Genomic DNA, 20,168 nt, shown 5'->3' on the forward strand with positions numbered 1-20,168 from the left:
GCGACTGTTCGGCTTGCGCCGAGCGTCAGGATAATTCCGGGGTTGCTTTGTAATGCGCAAAGCTGGGGTCAAGCCATACCTCGCGTTTTTCAATCGGTGTGTTGTCCATGGAATGGGTAATACGGAATACACGCAGGCTTGGTGCATCCGGAATTTTATTGAACAGGCTGGCGATTCGCGGTTCCATGGATTTGACCGACACTTCGTCAGTCATTTGGCCAATTCGCATTTGAAAGACTTCCGAGGCCAGCCGGTAAAGATTACCCGCCGATTTTTGAAGCATCTCAATACTCAGTTTTGGAAAGACTTTCTTTGAAAGGCACAATTGTTCATAGGCAATCAATTGAGTGTGCAGCATGTGCCGAACTTCAATCAACCAGATCGGATCACCCAATGTGACGCCAAGGGCGCGAGATTCCTCGGTATTGGCTTGAATGCTTTCCAGGCTGATCAACTCGGTTTTTACCTCGGTGCCCGCATATTCGGTGGCCCAGTGGTCATTCAGCTTGAATGGGTCTGCCCGATCGTATACCGGGGAAGGCAAGGCTTTGTTGGTAACAAATGTGCCCAGTCCCTGCATTTTTGTCACTAACCCAGACGTCTCCAGGGCTTCAATTGCGCGGCGAATTGTGCCGATTGACACTTGAAAGCGGTCTGAGAGTTTTTTCTCATTGGGCAGTGGTTCGCCAACCTTCCAGGTTTGCCTGAAAATTTCATGGGTCAGCACTTCACTGATTTGTTGGTAGGCGGGGCCGCCACTACGTACGACGGGCCCGTCCAAAGAATTGGCGCCACGCATCATTTGAATATATCCAGAGTTTTATTTTTGTCTAATCAATGTACCAGAAAAATATTAAACAAAAATAGAAATCGCGATATTGATTTGGACGATGCGTGTTGTAGCCTTTCAGAGTATTTTTTTCAACTTTCCGGATTGGTGGTGAGCCGGGTTCATTTGGGCACCATACCAAGCGTGGAAGTGCGCCATGCCGTCTTCCATTGGGCTTTGGTAGGGGCCAGCGTCGTGTTCTCCACGTTCCATTAGCACGCGGCGGCCTTCGTCCATTCGCTCGGCAATTTCGTCATCCTCCACTGCAGTTTCCATGTAGGCGGCTTGCTCGGCCTCGACGAATTCCCGCTCAAACAGGCGAATTTCCTCGGGGTAATAAAACTCAACCACGTTCAATGTTTCCTGTGGCCCCTTCGGGTGCAGCGTGGAAACCACCAACACATGTGGGTACCACTCCACCATGATATTGGGGTACATGCAAAACCAGATTGCGCCGTATTTGGGTTCTACACCGTTGCTGAATTTCTTGACCGCATCGTGCCACTGGCGATAAACCGGCGTGCCCGGGCGACGAAGCCCGGCCTTGACACCCACCGATTGCACACTCCAGTTCTCGCCGTAGTACCACTGCAAATCGGAGCAGCTTACAAATTGACCCAGCCCCGGGTGAAACGGCTCCACGTGGTAGTCCTCCAGATAAACCTCAATGAAGGTTTTCCAGTTGTAGGGCAACACGTTGCTTTTTACCGAATCAAGCTGAAAATTCGAAAAATCGAGTTCTTCGAGGAATGGCACATTTTTCAGCTCGTCCAGCACATTGCGACCAGAATTAAACAGCAGGCCACGCCAGTTTTGAAGCGGGTAAGACTGTAGCCTGGTGCAAGGTTGCTGTGCAAAATGGGGGGCTCCCAGCAACTCGCCCTTCAAATCGTAGGTCCAGCGGTGAAGCGGGCAAACGATATTGCTGGAGTTGCCGTGACCTTTCAGCATAATGGCTTGACGGTGTCGACATACATTGGACAAAAGCTCAATTTCAGAGCCGTTGTTCACCAGAATGCGACCGTCTCCTTCCCACGGAAGTGACCTCCAGTCGCCGTGCTCGGCCACCCAATGGGTGTGACCGACGTAACCCGGTCCGTCTCGATAGAGTAGTTGGATTTCATCCTTCAAAACATGTTCATCAAAATACGTTGAAACATGAGGCTGCAAACTTGACTGCGTCACGGCATGTGACACATTGGACAAATCACTCAAATCGGACATGATCCCGGGGACCTCCTCCAACAGTGTCCCTGATCGACACTGATGCAAATTAACCTGTTGAACAAAAAGAGAAAGTGGGATTGTACCCTTTAGTCCGCATTCCGGCCAAAGACTTTTCGCCTTTGAGCAAACTCGCAGTAAAATGGAAGACTTTGCACTACGCACAGCAGCACAATGAGCCCAAGCAAATCAAAAACAGCACCCGCTGAATCCGCCCAAGCGGTACCAGCCTCCTTCGAAGAAGCGGCAGCCGAACTGGAGGCACTGGTCGATACCATGGATTCCCAGAATCTTGGACTGGATCAATTGTTGACCGATTACAAGCGCGGTGCTTATCTCGTGAAGTATTGTCGGGACCGATTGAGCCAGGTTCGCAAAGAGGTGACCGAGATTGAACAAGCCTTGAACAAACCAGTCGACGAAGGTGATCAGTGAGCTTCCCTCAACCTATTAAGCTGAATTGGTTTGATGAAACCCGCGCGGGTTTTGAGGACATATTGTGTGAGAAGCTTAAGCAGCGCAAAGGCCCTTCAACCGTGCTTAACGAGGCCATTGAATATGCTTTGCTGGATGGCGGCAAACGCCTGCGGGCCATGCTGGTATTTTCTGCTGGCCACGCTGTGGGCACGCCTGTAGGCGAACTAAGCGATGCGGCCTGTGCCATCGAGGCCATGCACGCCTATTCGCTGGTTCACGACGACTTGCCTTGTATGGACAATGACGTGTTGCGCCGTGGCAAGCCGACTTGTCACGTTAAATTTGGCGAAGCATTTGCTTTGTTGGCTGGTGACGCATTGCAAACCACTGCTTTTCAGTGGCTTGCAGAATCAGGCCAAGGCAGTGTGCAGGTTCGTATGCAACAAATTGCGGCCTTGGCCGGTGCTTCCGGTGTTCAGGGCATGGCTGCAGGGCAGGCCATTGACCTTGCGCATGTGGGCAAACCCATGGACTTGTCTGCACTTGAAAACATGCATGCGCGAAAAACTGGCGATTTGATTAAAGCCTCGGTTCGCATGGGTTATGTCAGCAACCCCGACATTTCAAACGTTGAAAAGGAAGGATTAGAGGCCTACGCCCATTGTTTGGGCTTGGCATATCAGGTAATAGACGACATATTAGACGTGGAATCCACCAGCGAAGTGCTCGGCAAAACGTCGGGCAAAGACGCACTGAACAACAAACCCACTATGGTGAGTTTAATGGGGTTGGGCGAAGCCAAAGCGCTGTTGACTCGGCTTCGCGAGCAAGCACTGAGCGCCTGTGACGCCATTGCGCCGCAACGCAGAGCCCCGCTGGAATCCCTTGTAGAATTGATTACAAACCGGAAATCATGACCGATCTGCTGAAAAAAATTGATTGCCCCGCAGACTTGCGGCGATTGTCTGAAAACCAGCTGCCCAAGTTGGCCGATGAGTTGCGCAATTACATTGTGGAGCAAGTGGCCAAAACCGGCGGGCATTTGTCATCCAACCTGGGTACAGTCGAATTGACTGTGGCCTTGCACTATGTGTTCAACACACCGAACGATCGCGTCGTTTGGGACGTGGGCCATCAAACGTATCCGCACAAAATTTTGACTGGGCGCCGTGAGGCCATGCCCGGTTTGCGTCAGTACGGCGGTATATCCGGTTTTCCCAAGCGTTCGGAATCCGAATACGATGCCTTTGGTACTGCACACTCCAGCACCTCCATTTCTGCCGCCTTGGGTATGGCCGTGGCCTCCCGCAATTTGGGCGTAAACCGCAAGCACATTGCGGTGATCGGCGACGGTTCGATGACAGCCGGCATGGCTTTCGAGGCCCTGAATAACGCGGGTGTTACCCCCGACATCGATTTGCTGGTCATTTTGAATGACAACGACATGTCGATTTCACCGCCTGTGGGTGCGCTGAACAAATACCTGGCCAAGTTGTTGTCTGGCCGCATGCTGAACAATGTGAAAGAAGTCGGCAAGGGCATTTTGGGCGTGGCCCCACCCTTGTACGAACTCGCGCACCGGCTCGAAGAGCATGTGAAAGGCATGATGAGCCCGGCCACGCTGTTCGAAGAATTTGGTTTTAACTATTACGGCCCGATCGACGGCCACGATCTGGATGCCTTGGTGCCTACGTTGCAAAACCTGCGTGCCATGAAAGGCCCGATTTTTCTGCATGTGATCACCAAAAAGGGAGCAGGTTACAAGCTGGCCGAGCAAGACCCTGTGCTGTACCACGGCCCCGGCAAGTTCGATCCAAGCATTGGCATTCAAAAGTCAACCACGCCCAAGCCACCCACTTACACCCAAATTTTTGGCAAGTGGCTGTGCGACATGGCGCAATCGGATCGCAAACTGGTGGGCATTACCCCCGCCATGCGCGAAGGTTCGGGCATGGTTGAATTCGAGCGACGCTTTCCCTCACGGTATTTTGACGTGGGCATTGCAGAACAACACGCGGTTACCTTTGCGGCAGGTTTGGCCTGCGAGGGCATGAAACCCGTAGTAGCCATTTACTCCACTTTCTTGCAACGTGCCTACGACCAGCTGAATCACGATGTGGCCTTGCAGAATCTGGATGTTACTTTTGCCCTGGACCGAGCAGGTTTGGTGGGGGCCGACGGTGCAACCCACGCCGGCAATTACGATGTTGCCTATCTGCGGTGTATCCCGAATATGATCATTGCTGCACCGTCCAACGAAGACGAGTGTCGCAAGTTGCTGACCACGGCTTATCACTATCCTGGTTGTGCCTCTGTGCGTTATCCGCGTGGTATGGGGCCGGGCGTTGTGGCCGATGAATCGCTGGATTCGCTTGAAATTGGCAGGGCAATTGTGCGTTATTCGCCCGATGAGTCTGAGAATAAACTTGTAATTTTGGCATTTGGCTCCATGTGTGAACCAAGCCTTGAGGCTGGTCGTGCGCTGGGTGCCACTGTGGTGGACATGCGCTGGGTCAAGCCGATTGATGCAGAATTGTTACAACGGTTTGCAGAGCAGCGCTACAGCTTTGTGACTGTGGAAGAGGGCTGTATCATGGGTGGCGCTGGTTCGGCGGTAACTGAACATTTGCACGCCCAAGGCTTTAACAACGCAGTTTTGCAGCTCGGCTTGCCCGATGAATTCATCGACCACGGAGACCCTGCGCTCCTGCTCAAGAATCTTGGACTGGACGCCCAAGGCATAGAAACGTCCATCAAGCAGCACTATGGCGAGCTCTTTGATCGCCACACCAATGTGGTACGCCATGTAGCAGGGCGTTCCGCGAACACATGAGGAAGTTATGAATACACGTGACAAAGGCTTGGAGAATGCCGTGGCCACCAATCCAAACGACCAGGCTATTCCCGATGTCCAAAGCACCATCGATACCCGCCACATTGCAATCCAATCGGTGGGTATTCGTTCTGTCAAATATCCAGTTCTGATTGAACTACAGGGCCAAAAGCCCATGCCATCCGTGGCCGAGTTCGAAATGACCGTGTTTCTGCCCGCCGATCAAAAAGGCACGCACATGTCGCGTTTCATCGCCTTGCTGGAAGAGCAACAGGGTGCTGTGCTCACCGTGAGCGGTTTCCGCGCCATGTTGGTTGACATGTTGCAGCGCCTGGGTGCACCTTCAGGTCGCATCAAAATGGAGTTGCCTTACTTCCTGTCCAAGGTCGCGCCCATCAGCGGTGTTTCCAGTTTGATGGATTACCAGTTGACCCTGGAGGGTTCTGCCAACGAGCAAGGTCAAGACATTTACCTTACCGTGGTTGTACCTGTGACCAGCCTGTGCCCCTGCTCCAAGAAAATCTCCGAGTACGGCGCGCACAACCAGCGTTCGCACGTTACAGCCCGTGTCCAGTTGAAAGACGATGTGGACATTGCTCAGTTCATCTCGGCAATCGAGCAGCAGGCCTCTTGTGAGTTGTATGGTTTGCTCAAGCGCCCTGACGAAAAGTATGTAACAGAGCGCGCTTACGACAACCCCAAGTTTGTTGAAGACCTGGTTCGCGATGTTGCCATTGCCATGAACAAATTCACGCAGGTGGGGCAGTACACAGTGGAAGCTGAAAACTTCGAGTCAATTCACAACCACTCGGCGTATGCACGTATAGATCGAGCTTAAAGCCAGTTCTCATCGATTCTTCAGCACGCTGTAAGAATCAACCCCGACAATACGCACAAAATAAATGTCGGGGTGCGAGTACACCTCAGGAGCTATTCGGTTATGGCTGAACCACCCAAGGTCAAGCCCAAGGAATTCTTTATTCTCGGACTAACGTCAGGCGGGCGGCCTTTTCGTCCTTCCGATTGGGCAGAGCGCCTGTGCGGCGTGTTGTCTTGCTACCGCCCGCCTGGGCGCCAGCAGAGCCAGCAGCATTTGGCCTACAGCCCCTACGCCAAACCTATCTTGATGAACAACATTAAATGTGTGGTGATCGACGAGCGCTTGCGCGAAATCGAGCCCATGGCGATGACTTTCGTATTGAATTTTGCACGAGACAACGATTTGCAACTGCTTGACGCCTGCTTATTGCCCGACCCGGAGTAATGCGCGCAAGGCACTTTCTTTATTTTCGGAAAACACAAAAAGCCCCTTTTCAAAATCAAGGGGCTTTTTCATGTGAAACGGACTTTTCGTCAGGTGGAAAGCTGAACCAGCTTTCCCGGTCGCTAATTTAAGCGGCCATGCCTTTTACGAGCGCAGACAAGCGGGACTTGTTACGCGAAGCCTTGTTCTTGTGGACCAGGTCTTTGTCTGCCACGCGATCCAGAATGCTGGTTGTTTCGCGATACACTGCTTGTGCAGCGGCTTTGTCGCCTGCATCAACGGCAGCGCGTACTTTTTTAATCGCGGTTCTCATCGCTGAGCGAATGGCAGAATTGTGCGCATTTGCTTTGGCGGCTTGTTTTGCGCGCTTGCGCGCCTGTGCTGAATTGGCCATATTGCTTGTGTTCCAGGGTGTAGAATTCGAAAACCCGCAATTTTAACAAAATACTAGCCCTTTCACAATCACTATATGAATTTATTGAAATCGGCCGCTGCAGTCAGCGCCATGACGATGCTCTCCCGGATAACAGGTCTGATCCGAGAGACAATCACCGCGCGCCTCTTGGGGGCTGGGGCGGAGTCCGACGCTTTTTTCATTGCTTTCAGAATTCCAAATCTTTTGCGCAGATTGTTCGCCGAGGGTGCTTTTTCGCAGGCCTTTATTCCGATTTTGTCCCAAACAAACGCCACCGAGGGCAAAGCGGCTGCAGTCGATTTGGCGCGGCGTGTCAGTTCCTTGCTGTTTCTCTGTTTGTTGTTGATTGTTGTGTTGGGTGTTCTCGGCGGCAGCTGGGTGGTCATGGGCATGGCCAGTGGTTTGGAGCAAGGCAGCGAACAGTTTGAGCTGACTGTGCTGCTTACCCAATGGATGTTTCCGTACATCCTTTTAATTTCAATGGTGGCCTTGGCCTCGGGCTTGTTGAATACCTTCCGATCATTTGCATTGCCTGCTTTTGCGCCGGTGTTGCTCAATGTCAGCTTTATTGCGGGCGCCTTGCTACTTGCCCCTTATTTTGATCAAGCGGTCAAGGCATTTGCCATTGCTGTCATGGTTGGTGGTGTGTTGCAGGTGGCTGTGCTTTGGTATGGATTGGCCCGCACGGGGTGTTTGATCAACCCGTTTGCCGGATTTGGATCCATAAAAGCCGCCTGGCAGGACGATCGGGTTCGTCGAGTATTGAAGAACATGGTGCCTGCAACCCTGGCGGTGTCTGTGGCGCAAATCAGCTTGATCATCAATACCAATATTGCATCACATCTGGACAAGGGCAGTGTGTCCTGGATTTCTTATGGCGACCGCTTGATGGAATTTCCCACCGCCTTGTTGGGGGTTGCCTTGGGCACCGTGCTGTTGCCTTCGCTTTCTGCAGCCGCCACCCGCAGTCACGAGGAGTATTCCCGCCTGATGGACTGGGGGCTACGCCTGACCGTTGTACTGGTGCTGCCTGCCGCTGTGGGCATGGGGCTGTTCTCGGATGCCTTGGTGGCCTTGCTGTTTCACTATGGCCGTTTTGATGCCAATGATGTGGCCATGACCAGTCAGGCCGTTGTCGCTTATAGCTTGGGCTTGGCAGGTTTGGTATTGGTGAAAATTCTTGCCCCTGGTTTTTATGCCAAGCAGGATATTCGCACCCCGGTAAAAATTGGCATTGCGGTGGTGCTGGCTACCCAGCTCATGAACCTTGTCACCGTGCCTTTGCTGGGGCATGCGGGTTTGCCGCTCAGCATCAGCGGAGGGGCTTTGTTGAATGCTGGGGTGCTGTATTGGGGGCTGCGCAGGCGTGGCTTGTACACGCCATCAACGGGTTGGGCCGTTTATTTTGTCAAAGTGTTGGCGGCTGCCGTGGTCATGGGTGTCGCGCTGTGGTTCATGAATCAGCAATTTGACTGGCTTGCAATGGCCTCAACGCCGCTGTTGCGGGTTGGTATTGTACTGGGAGTAATCGGGGTGTGTGGTGCAGTGTATTTTGCTGTATTGGCCGCTTTGGGTTTGAATCCGAAGCGCTTGGTTCGCAAGCCTGCAGTTTGATTGCTTGCGGCACCCCGAACAGGGCGCTGCAAGCAGGTTTGAATTACTTCAATGCGTCAAAGGCGCGGCCTTTGATTTCTTCAACGCTGCCAACACCAGCAATTTTTCGGTATTGGGGCGCATTGGCATCGCCTGTGGCTGCCCATTGACCATAGTAGTCCACCAAGGGGCGTGTCTGCTTTTCATACACTTCAAGGCGCTTCTTGACGGTTTCTTCCTTGTCGTCGTCACGCTGAACCAAAGGCTCGCCTGTCACGTCATCAATGCCTTCCTGTTTGGGGGGATTGAATTTAACGTGATAAGTCCGGCCTGATGCAGGGTGAGTACGGCGGCCGCTCATTCGATCAATGATTGCGTCGTGGGGAACATCAATTTCCAGCACGAAATCAATTTTTACGCCAGCCTCTTTCATGGCCTCAGCTTGTGGAATGGTGCGGGGAAAGCCGTCAAACAAGTAACCATTGGCACAGTCGGATTCTTTCAAACGTTCTTTCACCAGGTTAATGATGATTTCGTCTGAAACCAGGCCGCCACTGTCCATGACTTTTTTAGCCTCAATGCCCAAGGGGGTGCCTGCTTTGACTGCAGCGCGCAGCATGTCGCCGGTGGAAATTTGGGGAATGCCAAATTTTTCTTTGATGAATGTCGCCTGCGTGCCTTTACCAGCACCGGGCGCTCCCAATAGAATTAAACGCATAGTCGCCTCAAGAGTTTTAAATCTGCTGGCCTGTTGTACAAGACGCGTTGTTTACAACAGGCAATGTTTTTTGGCCGGTTATTCTTATTCGAGGCCTTCGCGATTATGGGTGGTTCAACTTGCAGAAAACTTACCCACAGGCGGACTCGAATATTTCTTCATGGTCGTTCAGCCTTAACGAGACCCGAACAATGTCCTGACTTTTTCCAGGTCTTGCACGGTGTCTACCCCGGGAAGCGGGGCATCCTGAATCATACACACTTTTATACGAAAGCCATTGGCCAGCGCCCGCAGTTGTTCAAGTGATTCAAGCACTTCGATTCGGGCTGGGGGCAGTGTTTGATACACCTTGAGAAAACGGGCGCGGTAGGCGTACAAGCCAATGTGGCGAATACCCAGCTGCCCTGCAGGTGCACCTGTTGGCCAGGATTCCAAGGCATACGCATCTCGCGGGTAAGGAATCGGGGCCCGGGAAAAGTAAAGCGCTTCACCGTCTTCCCGCATGGCGATCTTCACCACATTGGGGTTCTTGAATTCTTCCCAGTTGTCGATGGTGTGCCCACACGTCGCAATGTCTTGCGCGTCGTCCAGCAAAGCTTTGGCCACCAGGTCAATCAGGGCAGGGTCAATCAGGGGTTCGTCACCCTGCACGTTCACCACCACCGTGTCGTCGGCCCAGCCTTTGATCTGGGCTACTTCTGCAATTCTGTCCGTACCGGTTGGCCAGTCACCACGCGTCATGACAACCTGCAGGCCATGCGCTTTGCACACCGTCTCAATGTCAGGGTGATCCGTGGCCACCAGCACTTCGTCGGATCCAGACTTCAAGGCCTGTTCAGCCACGCGCACCACCATGGGTTTGCCCGCAATGTCGAGTAGCGGTTTGCCGGGCAGGCGGGTGGATGCATGACGGGCCGGAATGACGGCTTTGAACATGGGGCTTAAGGGTTGGAAGTTGAAACGGGTTCAGCCTGATCCACCAGCATGATGGGGATTCCATCTCGCACAGGAAATGCGAGTTTGTCAGCTTTGCACACCAGGTAGCCGTCGCTTGGCCGTTTTACAAGTGGCCCTTTGCAGATGGGGCAAACCAGGATATCAATCAATTGTGGGTCCAATGCAATCCTCTAGGGCTTGTGTCAGGGCGGGGGGCAGTGTGACGCTTATCTCGGCCACCCACACCTTTGGGTTCGAATGATCCAATTTTACGGCATCTTTGCCGCTTGTGATCAGCACCTGTTGAATGAACTGTGCGCAAAAGTCTTCAGGATAGTTGAAATGATCCGGAAGTCCATGGCTGGCATCCAGGTTCAGGCCGGCAGACCGAAGCGCAGCGAACAATTTTTCCGGGTTGCCCATTCCGGTAAATGCCACTAATTTCAGCCCTTTCCAGTGTTCCTTGGCTTGGTCGATTGTCAAGAAAAGGCCAGAGCTCAGTTGACTGAATCCTGTCAGTTGAACCTGTATGGCGTGCCAATTGTTTTGAACCGGCCTGTTCAGTGCCTTGCTCAGCACTTGCGGTGCAATGTTAGAGCACAGCACCGCATCCACAGAGTCGAGTCTGGCGAGTGGCTCTCGCAAAGGGCCAGCAGGCAGAAGGCGACCATTGCCATGCGCGCGGGAATCAAACACAACCCATTCAAGTTGGCGGGCAAGGCGGTGATGTTGCAAACCATCGTCTGACACGATCAAACTCAAATCGGGGAAGTGTCGCAACAGAAGGTTGACCGCCTGGCTTCGATCGGCGCACACGGCCACCGGGCAACCGGTTTCATGGCTTAAAAAGAGAGGCTCGTCTCCTGCCTCACTTGCTGCAGGCAGTGTCTGCGCGGGGTCAATCAGCATGGGGGTTTGTGCTGAACGACCGTACCCACGGCTGACGATTCCGACCTGCTGACCATTCGCCAAAAAGTGTTGGCACACTGCCATCACGATCGGGGTTTTGCCGGCGCCACCCGCAATCAGATTGCCAATAACCAACACAGGAGGTCTGCAGGCTTTTTTGGCAGCGGCCGATTTTTTGTTTTGTCTGCTCACCCAGCGCAGGCTTTTGTAAATCAATTCGAGCAAACTTAAGGACAGACCGACGATGAGGCTTGGCTTGTGCTCGCCATACCAAATCTGAAGCAAGCCCGACTCAACCTGGGCCTTGCGATTCCCGGTGTTCATGGGGCTTTGCCGCCGGCAGTGGCGATCGATACCCTTGCAACGCCCAGTGAGGCCAGCATGTCCATGACCAGCACGACTGATTGATGCGTTGCTGCTGCGTCGGCCTCCACAATTGCCCTGCGTTCTTCGCCAGCCGGTTTCGCAGCCAAAGTCTTGCTGAGCTCGGTGCGCAATTGGGTTTCGGTCAGTACACTTTGAGCACCCAGTGCGTAATTGCCATCTCGACCTACTCGTATTCGCAGTGCTTCCGGCGGCGTGGTGTCTTCCTTCGCGCTTTGGGTGCCGGGCAGGTCTACCTCTAGTTGGCTCGGTTGCATGAACGTAGTCGACACCACCAAAAAGATAACAATCACCAACAACACATCAATGAGTGGAATGAGGTTGATGTCGGGTGCTTCAGTGCCTGTTTTTCGCTTGATTCTCAATGCCCGCCCCTCAGGCCTGTTTGCGCGAGTTGGCGTGCTGTTTGAGCAAATCTTCAAACGGCTTGAGCGAGTCGCCCATGTCATCGAGCAGGCTGTTGATCCGGATCCGGAACAGTCGATAGGCGACCAAGGCGGGAATGGCCACGATCAAGCCGAAAGCGGTGTTGTAGAGGGCCACGGCAATACCTGCGGCAATCGCTTCTGGCGTTTGAGCCCCGGAACCTTGAACAGCAAAAATTTCGATCATGCCAATGACCGTGCCCAGCAAGCCCATCAAAGGGGCGGCGCTGGCAATCATGGACAACACATCCAGGTGTTTCTCGAGCGTGTTTTGAATTCCGATTGATTTATCCTGCATCGCGGTCTCAATGCTCTCGTTCTTGTAGAACGCGGAAAGCCCTGCGGCCATCAAACCACCCAACGCACTGTGTGCCTCTAGTCGGGCAATATTTTGTCGGTCTTTGAACTGGGGGAGGGTTTTGCAAACATCGGTCACCAGATTTTCAGGTATCAAGTCCTTCTTGCGTAAGGCCCAAATGCGTTCCAGCATGATTGCCAAGGCGACCACCGAACCAAAAATCAGAGGCCAAATTGGCCAGCCCGCCGCAGAAATGATTGACCACACAAGTAGACTCCTATTCAGTAAGACACGGACTCTAGCGAAAAAACCAACATTACACAAATTGCGCAGAAGTCGAAATATTTGTTCATTGTGGATAACTTTGGGGAAAAGCCCCTCAAATTTTTGAATTATCAGCTGCTTTTAAGAAAAATGAACTTTTTGTGCACTGTAATTTGTTTGTTTTTTCTTTTGTAATCAGTTGCTTATGTTTTTTCTCTTGTGTTCCGGGCATGTTGCACAGAAAGTAATCTTTTGTTATCGCATGTGGAAATGTTCTGGTTTTTTAGCCAGTTTGGTCTATAAATGATTGACTTAAAAACAGTTTTCTCGGTCAGCCAACTGGCGCGGCACTTGAATGATCATCTTCGAAATGAATTTGGTTCGATCCGGATTCAAGGCGAAGTGGCGGCGTTTACCCGTGCTTCTTCCGGGCATTGGTACTTGGCGTTGAAAGACGAATCTGCTCAATTGAAGGCGGTCATGTTCCGCCAACGCAATGTCCTTGCAGGCTTTTTTCCAGCTGTGGGGGACAAAGTCGAGGTGCTTGCCCAACTGGCCATGTACGAGCAACGTGGCGAACTGCAGTTGATCGTTGATGTGATCAAGAAAGCCGGGCAGGGCAATTTGCATGAGCAGTATTTGCAACTGAAAACCAAGTTGACCCAGGAAGGCTTGTTCGATTCTGGTCGCAAACGTTCACTTCCTTCTGTTGTATTCAATCTTGGCGTGATTACCTCTTTGCAAGCCGCAGCGCTTGCCGATGTAAAACAGGCTCTGGCTCGGCGCGCGCCCCATGTCGAATATTCCGTTTATCACACCGCAGTACAGGGCGAGCAGGCGGCAGCGCAAATTATTGAGGCCTTGCGCAAGGCCGACCAAGCAGGTCACCAGGCGCTTGTGCTTTGCCGCGGCGGTGGTAGCCTGGAGGATCTGTGGTGTTTCAACGTAGAGGCTGTTGTGCGCGCGGTGGCGGCGTGTAAAACGCCAATCGTGGTTGGGGTGGGGCATGAAACCGATGTGACGCTGGCCGAGTTTGCCGCAGATTTGCGTGCTGCAACACCGACTGCCGCCGCTGAATTGATCAGCCGGCCTACGCGTGAATTGCTGGCCGAGATTCAAGGTTTGCATATGGGCTTGCGCAAAGCCTTGCGTCACCGGGCTCAAATGCTGGTTCAGCGCGTGGATCGTGCCGAGCTGGGCTTGCTGACACCCACGGCTTATTTGAATTCTCTTGAGTCACGCTTGAGTAACGCCAGTAGCCGTTTGCCAAAGCTGGTGGAGCGTGGACTGGTGCAACAGTCCAACTCGATTGGCGGTTTGTGGCAATCGATGTCACTTGAAATGGAGGCCTCGCAAAATTCGGTGGGCCGAAGCACTCAATTTCTGCAAAGTGCGCTTTTGGCGGCTCAGCGACGGCGCATGGCCGCATTTGATTCAAGCATCGAGCGTTTGGGTTCTGTGGTCGAGGCTGTTTCCCCTCAAAGAACCCTTGAGCGAGGTTATGCTTTTTTGCAGCCAGAAGGTCGTGATACGGTGATTCGCTCTGTGGCGGATGTGCAAACGGGCGATGGTTTGCGCGCCACCCTGGCTGACGGGGAAATTGTGGTGAATGTTCGCGAGAAAACAGAGCTGCGCGGAACGTTCAACAAGGATGTCAAAAAATCAAGATAGAATCAGAGGGGTTGAAATGCCGGGTTTTGCCCCAAGCTGAAGTTTTCGTATTGATTGAAGTGAGAGAGGATACTGATATGCAACACACACTGCCCGAACTGCCCTACGCGATGGACGCGCTGGCTCCCCATATTTCCAAAGAAACACTGGAATACCACTACGGCAAGCACCATGCTGCTTACGTTACAAATCTGAACAACCTGGTAAAGGGCACTGAGTTTGAAAACTCTGGCCTGGAAGACATCGTCAAGAAGTCGACCGGCGGCGTATTCAACAACGCAGCGCAAATCTGGAACCACACTTTTTATTGGCATTGCCTGTCACCCAATGGTGGCGGCGCACCAAGCGGCAAACTGGCTGACGCAATCAATGCCAAATTCGGCAGCTTTGATGCATTCAAGGAAGCATTTACAAAAAGTGCAATCGGTAATTTTGGTTCCAGCTGGACATGGTTGGTGAAAAAAGCAGATGGTTCTGTGGACATTGTGAACACCAGCAACGCTGCCACACCGTTGACTACCCAGGACAAGCCCCTGTTGACCTGCGATTTGTGGGAACACGCTTACTACATCGACTATCGCAATGCCCGCCCCAAGTACGTTGAGACTTTCTGGAACCTGGTGAACTGGGAATTTGCATCCAAGAATTTCGAAGGCTAAATTTTTCGAAATCAGATTGAGAAGACCGACCCTCGAGTTGTGCAGCATGTGCAACAAAGGGTCGGTTTTTTTATGTTCGTTATTGTTGTGTGTCCTTGGCTTGTTCGGGCAGATGCAACTGCTCGCCTGCCTCAATACCGAGTTTTGAGAACCAGCCCTGATTCATTTCCAGTGCAAACCTGGCGCTGCCACTGGAGCAGTGAATATTTGCCGTACCGGCTTTCATTGGCTCAATATTCAGAATGACTCCGTTGCTGTCTGCAAAGGCCACATCGAGATCAATCAACGTGTTTTTCATCCACATGCACTGGGTTTCGCTGTGTTTGAACACAAAAAGCATCCCAGCGTTTTTTCCTAGATTTTGTCGGTTCATCAAACCAATTTGGCGGGTTAGGTCGCTGTTGGCAAGCTCGGCTTTCACGACATGTTCGCCCACACGAATCTGTACGATTGGCAATTGCGCCTGAACCGGTCCAGCCGCATTGCTTATGCAGGCAGCCAAGCCCAGTGCGGTCGCCGCCAGTGTCAGCCTGAATGTGGCGCGGTGATTGTTCATTTGATCAAAGTGCATGAAATCTGGTTCCTGTCAGAGATCTGAAAGAAGATGGCGTTATTATACGGCTTGGCGCAATAAGGAATGCAATTTCATATTGCGAAATAATTGTGATTTTCGTAGTGAAGGGATACACTAGAGTGTTCCCTCTAACACACCAGAGAAGCAGCGGAGAGACCATGTACCAACACATTAAAGTCCCATCAGTCGGCGAAAAAATCACGGTCAATAGTGATTACTCGTTGAGCGTACCCGATCAACCCATCATTCCATACATCGAAGGCGATGGCACTGGCTTTGACATTACACCAGTGATGATCGACGTGGTCGACGCCGCTGTGGCCAAAGCATACGGTGGCAAGCGCAAGATCAGCTGGATGGAAATTTACGCCGGTGAAAAGTCCACCAAGGTGTATGGCCCCGATGTGTGGCTGCCTGAAGAAACCCTGGAAGTGTTGAAAGAATATGTGGTGTCTGTAAAAGGCCCGCTGACCACGCCAGTAGGTGGTGGCATTCGTTCCATTAACGTTGCCTTGCGTCAGCAGCTTGATCTGTATGTGTGCTTGCGCCCTGTGCGTTACTTTACTGGCGTGCCCAGCCCGGTGAAAGAGCCCCACAAAACCGACATGGTTATTTTCCGTGAAAACTCGGAAGACATCTATGCAGGCATTGAATACGAAGCCGAAACTGAGAAGGCCCAAAAACTGATCAAGTTTTTGCGCGAAGAAATGGGCGTGAGCAAAATTCGCTTCCCCGAAACTTCGGGTATTGGTATTAAACCCATTTCCAAGGAAGGTACCGAGCGCCTGTTCCGCAAGGCAATCCAGTACGCGATCGACAACAAAAAGCCTTCTGTGACTATTGTTCACAAGGGCAACATCATGAAGTACACCGAAGGCGCATTTGCAGCCTGGTCGTATGCATTGGCCAAGAATGAGTTTGGCGCAGAATTGCTGGACGGTGGCCCCTGGATGAAGATCAAGGCAGCTCACGGCGATATCGTAATCAAAGACGTGATCGCGGATGCCTTCTTGCAGCAAATCTTGTTGCGCCCTGCTGAATACAGCGTAATCGCCACCATGAATTTGAATGGCGACTATATTTCCGACGCGTTGGCTGCACAAGTGGGCGGTATTGGCATTGCCCCAGGCGCGAACTTGTCCGATTCCATCGCCATGTTTGAAGCCACACACGGTACGGCGCCCAAGTACGCGGGCAAAGATTACGTGAACCCAGGTTCGCAAATTTTGTCTGCAGAAATGATGTTGCGCCACATGGGTTGGGTTGAAGCGGCTGACCTGATCATCAGTTCAATGGAGAAGTCCATTTCTTCCAAGAAAGTGACATATGACTTCGCACGCTTGATGGAAGGCGCCACGCAAGTGAGCTGTTCTGGCTTTGGTCAGGTCATGATCGACCACATGTAAGGCATTCGTCTGTTTGCCCCAAGAAAAAAGCCGGCTTGGGGCCGGCTTTTTTCTTAATCGATGGTTTGATTATTTTACTTATCAGGCGGCGCTGGTTGCGTCCATTACAGAGATGTTCTGAGCCTGCTTACCTTTTGGTCCATCCACCACTTCAAAAGTCACTTTCTGACCTTCTTTAAGTGTGCGGAATCCAGATGCCTGGATTGCTGAAAAGTGGGCAAATAGTTCATCACTCCCTTGATCTGGAGTAATAAAACCAAAACCCTTTGCATCATTGAACCATTTTACGGTGCCGGTCGCCATCGCGAAACCTCCTTCAAAAAACAATACTTCGATCGGAACGCAAGAACTTTCCGACAACTCGCCAGTCATAGCCAGCTTGACTCCTATTCTTTGACCTGTTTACGCTGGGGTCAACCATACAATAGATACATTTTTTCAGGGTTTACCCCTTGTAATAGACAGTATCTGTCTATATCTAGTTACATCCGGCTTTTTGGGTGATTAACCAAGTGGGACCAAAATTGCAAATTGGACTGAGGGTTTGCATATTTTTTGACGTGTTGCTGATTGAATTTTCAGGAAAATTTTCTAGCCTTCAATAAAGGCAGTGTATTGCTCTCTAATCCTTGTTGCGTGCCCCTTAGAAGTGATTACAATGAAGTTATGAGTTCGCAAAACAGTCCAACAACAGTCGTAGAGTCGCAGGCGCAAAAAGCGAAGCTGCCCCCGATGTATCAAGTCGTGCTCTTGAACGATGACTACACCCCCATGGAGTTCGTCGTGATTGTTTTGCAGAAGTTTTTTGGAAAGGGAAGGGAACAGGCCACCCAGATCATGCTGAAAGTGCATCGAGAAGGCAAAGGGGTCTGTGGGGTATATCCCAAGGACATCGCCTCGACAAAAGTCGAAATGGTATGCGGTTTCGCAAAGCAGCATCAACACCCGCTGCAGTGCGTGATGGAGGAAACATGATTGCGCAAGAATTGGAAGTAAGTTTGCACATGGCATTTGTTGACGCACGTCAGCAAAAGCATGAATTCATCACAGTAGAGCACCTGTTATTGGCCTTGCTGGACAATCCGTCCGCAGCAGAGGTGCTTCGTTCCTGCTCCGCTGATGTTGAGGAAATTCGCAAGAACCTGCAAAACTTCATCAAGGACAACACCCCTGTGGTGACAGGTCAGGATGAAGTGGACACCCAGCCAACACTTGGGTTCCAGCGCGTTATTCAGCGCGCCATCATGCATGTTCAAAGCACCTCGAATGGCAAGAAGGAAGTGACCGGCGCCAACGTACTGGTTGCAATTTTCGGTGAAAAGGATTCCCACGCCGTGTACTACTTGCACCAGCAAGGCATTACGCGTTTGGATGTGGTGAATTACATTTCCCATGGCATTACCAAAACACCACAGACACCCGCACCGAAGCCCGAAAATGCTCAAAACGAGAATCCGGAACAGGAAGCGGAGACTGCGCAAACCGTGGGTGACAAGCAGTCGCCCTTGGATCAGTACACGCAGAATCTGAATGCCTTGGCCAAGGAAGGAAAAATTGATCCCCTGATTGGTCGTGAGCAGGAAGTTGAGCGCGTCATTCAGGTGCTGTGTCGCCGCCGCAAGAACAACCCGCTGTTGGTGGGCGAAGCTGGTGTGGGTAAAACCGCGATTGCTGAAGGCCTGGCATGGAGAATCGTGCAGGGTGATGTACCCGAGATCTTGAGCAGTGCCCAAGTGCATTCGCTGGACATGGGCGCACTGCTGGCGGGTACCAAATACCGCGGCGATTTTGAACAGCGCTTGAAAGCAGTATTGAAGCAGCTCAAAGCCAATCCAGACTCGGTGTTGTTCATCGATGAAATTCACACTTTGATCGGCGCAGGCTCGGCTTCGGGCGGCACGCTGGACGCATCTAACCTGCTAAAGCCTGCTTTGTCGTCAGGTCAGTTGAAATGCATCGGCGCGACCACCTTCACCGAGTACCGTGGCATTTTCGAGAAAGACCACGCGCTGTCACGCCGCTTCCAGAAAATTGATGTGTCTGAGCCCACCGTGGAGCAAACCATTGAAATTCTGCGTGGCCTGAAAAGTCGCTTTGAAGACCACCATGGCGTGAAGTACTCAAGCGCTGCGATTTCTGCCGCTGCAGAATTGTCTGCCAAATTCATCAACGATCGCCATTTGCCCGACAAGGCCATTGACGTGATCGATGAAGCCGGTGCGGCTCAACGTATTTTGCCGAAAAGCAAACAACGTAAAACAATTACCAAAGGCGACATTGAGGATATCGTGTCGAAAATCGCCCGCATTCCGCCTCAGTCGGTCAACACCGACGACCGGAACAAGCTGGCCACGCTTGATCGCGACCTGAAAGCCACTGTGTTTGGTCAGGATCCAGCCATTGATGCGCTGGCCAACGCGATCAAAATGTCGCGTGCCGGTTTGGGCAAGGCCGACAAGCCAATTGGTTCATTCCTGTTCAGCGGCCCCACTGGTGTGGGCAAAACCGAGGTGGCCAAGCAGTTGGCATTTGTCCTTGGTATCGAGATGCTGCGTTTTGACATGTCGGAATACATGGAACGCCACGCCGTATCACGCTTGATTGGTGCGCCTCCCGGTTATGTTGGTTTTGATCAGGGCGGTTTGCTGACCGAGGCCATTACCAAGAAGCCACATTGCGTGTTGCTGCTTGATGAAATCGAAAAGGCCCACCCGGACGTGTTCAACATTCTGCTTCAGGTGATGGACAACGGCACGCTGACCGACAACAACGGCCGCAAAGCCGACTTCCGTAACGTGATCATTATCATGACCACCAATGCGGGGGCGGAGGCTTTGACCAAGCGCGGTATTGGCTTCATGGAATCGAAGGTGCAGGGCGACGAGATGGAAGACATCAAGCGCATGTTCAGCCCGGAATTCCGAAATCGTCTGGATTCAGTGATTTCCTTCCGTGCGCTTGATGAAGAAATTATTCTTCGTGTGGTCGACAAGTTCCTGATGGAGCTTGAAGAACAATTGCACCAGAAGAAAGTGGATGCTGTATTCACCGATGAATTGCGCACACACCTGGCCAAAAAGGGTTTCGACCCGTTGATGGGTGCTCGCCCAATGCAGCGCTTGATCCAGGACACCATTCGAAAAGCTTTGGCCGACGAACTGTTGTTTGGCAAGTTAGTGAACGGTGGCAAGGTGACTGTGGACCACGATGAAGAAAACGACCAAGTGTCGCTGACTTTTGACGAAGGCTCATCGGGCCAAGAGTCTGAAAGTGGCACCGAAGTGGCGGTGGACTAACACACACCTAAACAGCTGACCCAACAGCATGCCTGAGTGCCCTTGTGGGGGTC

22 protein-coding genes are annotated in these 20,168 nt (G+C 52.1%); 11 read left to right on the forward strand and 11 right to left on the reverse strand.

Annotation, left to right across the window (positions count from 1 at the left end):
- Positions 1-25: 25 nt before the first annotated feature.
- Positions 26-802, reverse strand: a complete 777-nt coding sequence (locus tag P0D43_RS07975; RefSeq protein ID WP_159568428.1) for a GntR family transcriptional regulator — start codon at positions 800-802, stop codon at positions 26-28.
- 105 nt (positions 803-907) lie between these two features.
- On the reverse strand, positions 908-2,035 hold the full coding sequence (locus tag P0D43_RS07980) for an aromatic ring-hydroxylating dioxygenase subunit alpha (RefSeq protein WP_159569585.1): 1,128 nt from the start codon (positions 2,033-2,035) through the stop codon (positions 908-910).
- Between the two features lie 192 nt (positions 2,036-2,227).
- Here P0D43_RS07980 and xseB point away from each other — a divergent pair, with 192 nt between their 5' ends.
- The 5 genes from xseB (at position 2,228) to P0D43_RS08005 (ending at position 6,567) form a co-directional block, all read left to right on the forward strand.
- Positions 2,228-2,488, forward strand: a complete 261-nt coding sequence (xseB, locus tag P0D43_RS07985; RefSeq protein WP_341236471.1) for an exodeoxyribonuclease VII small subunit — start codon at positions 2,228-2,230, stop codon at positions 2,486-2,488.
- A complete protein-coding gene (locus P0D43_RS07990; protein ID WP_341236470.1) occupies positions 2,485-3,387 on the forward strand; it encodes a farnesyl diphosphate synthase in 903 nt (300 codons plus the stop codon). Before xseB ends, P0D43_RS07990 begins: the two co-directional genes overlap by 4 nt.
- Complete coding sequence (dxs, locus tag P0D43_RS07995; protein ID WP_394673714.1) at positions 3,381-5,303, forward strand: 1-deoxy-D-xylulose-5-phosphate synthase; 1,923 nt, start codon at positions 3,381-3,383, stop codon at positions 5,301-5,303. Before P0D43_RS07990 ends, dxs begins: the two co-directional genes overlap by 7 nt.
- A gap of 7 nt (positions 5,304-5,310) precedes the next feature.
- A complete protein-coding gene (gene folE2, locus P0D43_RS08000) occupies positions 5,311-6,141 on the forward strand; it encodes a GTP cyclohydrolase FolE2 (protein WP_159568430.1) in 831 nt (276 codons plus the stop codon).
- A 102-nt stretch (positions 6,142-6,243) separates the two neighbouring features.
- Positions 6,244-6,567 (forward strand): DUF3579 domain-containing protein, encoded by a 324-nt coding sequence (locus P0D43_RS08005; RefSeq protein ID WP_159568431.1) that lies wholly within the window; start codon positions 6,244-6,246, stop codon positions 6,565-6,567.
- Positions 6,568-6,694: 127 nt separating this feature from the next.
- On the opposite strand, the gene rpsT is transcribed toward P0D43_RS08005, so the two are convergent.
- Positions 6,695-6,961, reverse strand: a complete 267-nt coding sequence (gene rpsT / locus P0D43_RS08010; RefSeq protein ID WP_159568432.1) for a 30S ribosomal protein S20 — start codon at positions 6,959-6,961, stop codon at positions 6,695-6,697.
- A gap of 75 nt (positions 6,962-7,036) precedes the next feature.
- Here rpsT and murJ point away from each other — a divergent pair, with 75 nt between their 5' ends.
- The gene (murJ, locus tag P0D43_RS08015) at positions 7,037-8,596 is read left to right on the forward strand and encodes a murein biosynthesis integral membrane protein MurJ (protein WP_159568433.1); all 1,560 of its coding nucleotides are present in this window, start codon (positions 7,037-7,039) and stop codon (positions 8,594-8,596) included.
- A 43-nt stretch (positions 8,597-8,639) separates the two neighbouring features.
- Here the strand turns inward: murJ and adk are convergent, their stop codons facing one another.
- The 6 genes from adk to P0D43_RS08045 form a co-directional block, all read right to left on the reverse strand.
- Positions 8,640-9,293 (reverse strand): adenylate kinase, encoded by a 654-nt coding sequence (adk, locus tag P0D43_RS08020; protein WP_159568434.1) that lies wholly within the window; start codon positions 9,291-9,293, stop codon positions 8,640-8,642.
- A 174-nt stretch (positions 9,294-9,467) separates the two neighbouring features.
- Positions 9,468-10,229 carry a 3-deoxy-manno-octulosonate cytidylyltransferase gene (kdsB, locus tag P0D43_RS08025; protein WP_394672112.1) on the reverse strand — a complete coding sequence of 254 codons (762 nt, stop codon included), beginning with the start codon at positions 10,227-10,229 and terminating at the stop codon, positions 9,468-9,470.
- A gap of 5 nt (positions 10,230-10,234) precedes the next feature.
- Complete coding sequence (locus tag P0D43_RS08030; RefSeq protein WP_159568436.1) at positions 10,235-10,411, reverse strand: Trm112 family protein; 177 nt, start codon at positions 10,409-10,411, stop codon at positions 10,235-10,237.
- Positions 10,392-11,462, reverse strand: coding sequence for a tetraacyldisaccharide 4'-kinase (lpxK, locus tag P0D43_RS08035; protein ID WP_394672113.1), 1,071 nt, complete (start codon positions 11,460-11,462; stop codon positions 10,392-10,394). Before lpxK ends, P0D43_RS08030 begins: the two co-directional genes overlap by 20 nt.
- A complete protein-coding gene (locus P0D43_RS08040; RefSeq protein WP_236550786.1) occupies positions 11,459-11,887 on the reverse strand; it encodes a biopolymer transporter ExbD in 429 nt (142 codons plus the stop codon). Before P0D43_RS08040 ends, lpxK begins: the two co-directional genes overlap by 4 nt.
- Before the next feature lie 10 nt (positions 11,888-11,897).
- Complete coding sequence (locus P0D43_RS08045; protein WP_159568439.1) at positions 11,898-12,512, reverse strand: MotA/TolQ/ExbB proton channel family protein; 615 nt, start codon at positions 12,510-12,512, stop codon at positions 11,898-11,900.
- Positions 12,513-12,812: 300 nt separating this feature from the next.
- On the opposite strand from P0D43_RS08045, the gene xseA reads away from it, so the two are divergent.
- Both xseA and sodB read left to right on the forward strand, forming a co-directional pair.
- Positions 12,813-14,180 carry an exodeoxyribonuclease VII large subunit gene (gene xseA, locus P0D43_RS08050; RefSeq protein ID WP_159568440.1) on the forward strand — a complete coding sequence of 456 codons (1,368 nt, stop codon included), beginning with the start codon at positions 12,813-12,815 and terminating at the stop codon, positions 14,178-14,180.
- Between the two features lie 77 nt (positions 14,181-14,257).
- A complete protein-coding gene (gene sodB / locus P0D43_RS08055; RefSeq protein ID WP_159568441.1) occupies positions 14,258-14,839 on the forward strand; it encodes a superoxide dismutase [Fe] in 582 nt (193 codons plus the stop codon).
- A gap of 79 nt (positions 14,840-14,918) precedes the next feature.
- On the opposite strand, the gene P0D43_RS08060 is transcribed toward sodB, so the two are convergent.
- Positions 14,919-15,410 (reverse strand): DUF192 domain-containing protein, encoded by a 492-nt coding sequence (locus P0D43_RS08060; RefSeq protein ID WP_394672114.1) that lies wholly within the window; start codon positions 15,408-15,410, stop codon positions 14,919-14,921.
- A gap of 161 nt (positions 15,411-15,571) precedes the next feature.
- On the opposite strand from P0D43_RS08060, the gene icd reads away from it, so the two are divergent.
- Entirely contained in the window at positions 15,572-16,819 is a 1,248-nt protein-coding gene (gene icd, locus P0D43_RS08065) for an NADP-dependent isocitrate dehydrogenase (RefSeq protein ID WP_159568442.1), read from the forward strand.
- Positions 16,820-16,900: 81 nt separating this feature from the next.
- Here the strand turns inward: icd and P0D43_RS08070 are convergent, their stop codons facing one another.
- Positions 16,901-17,122: a cold-shock protein gene (locus P0D43_RS08070; RefSeq protein ID WP_008252332.1), complete on the reverse strand. Its 222-nt coding sequence runs from the start codon at positions 17,120-17,122 to the stop codon at positions 16,901-16,903.
- 363 nt (positions 17,123-17,485) lie between these two features.
- On the opposite strand from P0D43_RS08070, the gene clpS reads away from it, so the two are divergent.
- The gene (clpS, locus tag P0D43_RS08075; protein ID WP_159568443.1) at positions 17,486-17,794 is read left to right on the forward strand and encodes an ATP-dependent Clp protease adapter ClpS; all 309 of its coding nucleotides are present in this window, start codon (positions 17,486-17,488) and stop codon (positions 17,792-17,794) included.
- Positions 17,791-20,115, forward strand: a complete 2,325-nt coding sequence (gene clpA / locus P0D43_RS08080) for an ATP-dependent Clp protease ATP-binding subunit ClpA (protein WP_159568444.1) — start codon at positions 17,791-17,793, stop codon at positions 20,113-20,115. The genes clpS and clpA overlap by 4 nt, the downstream gene beginning before the upstream one ends.
- Positions 20,116-20,168 lie beyond the last annotated feature (53 nt).

The organism is Limnobacter sp., from assembly GCF_043511195.1.
Taxonomy (GTDB): Bacteria; Pseudomonadota; Gammaproteobacteria; order Burkholderiales; family Burkholderiaceae_B; genus Limnobacter.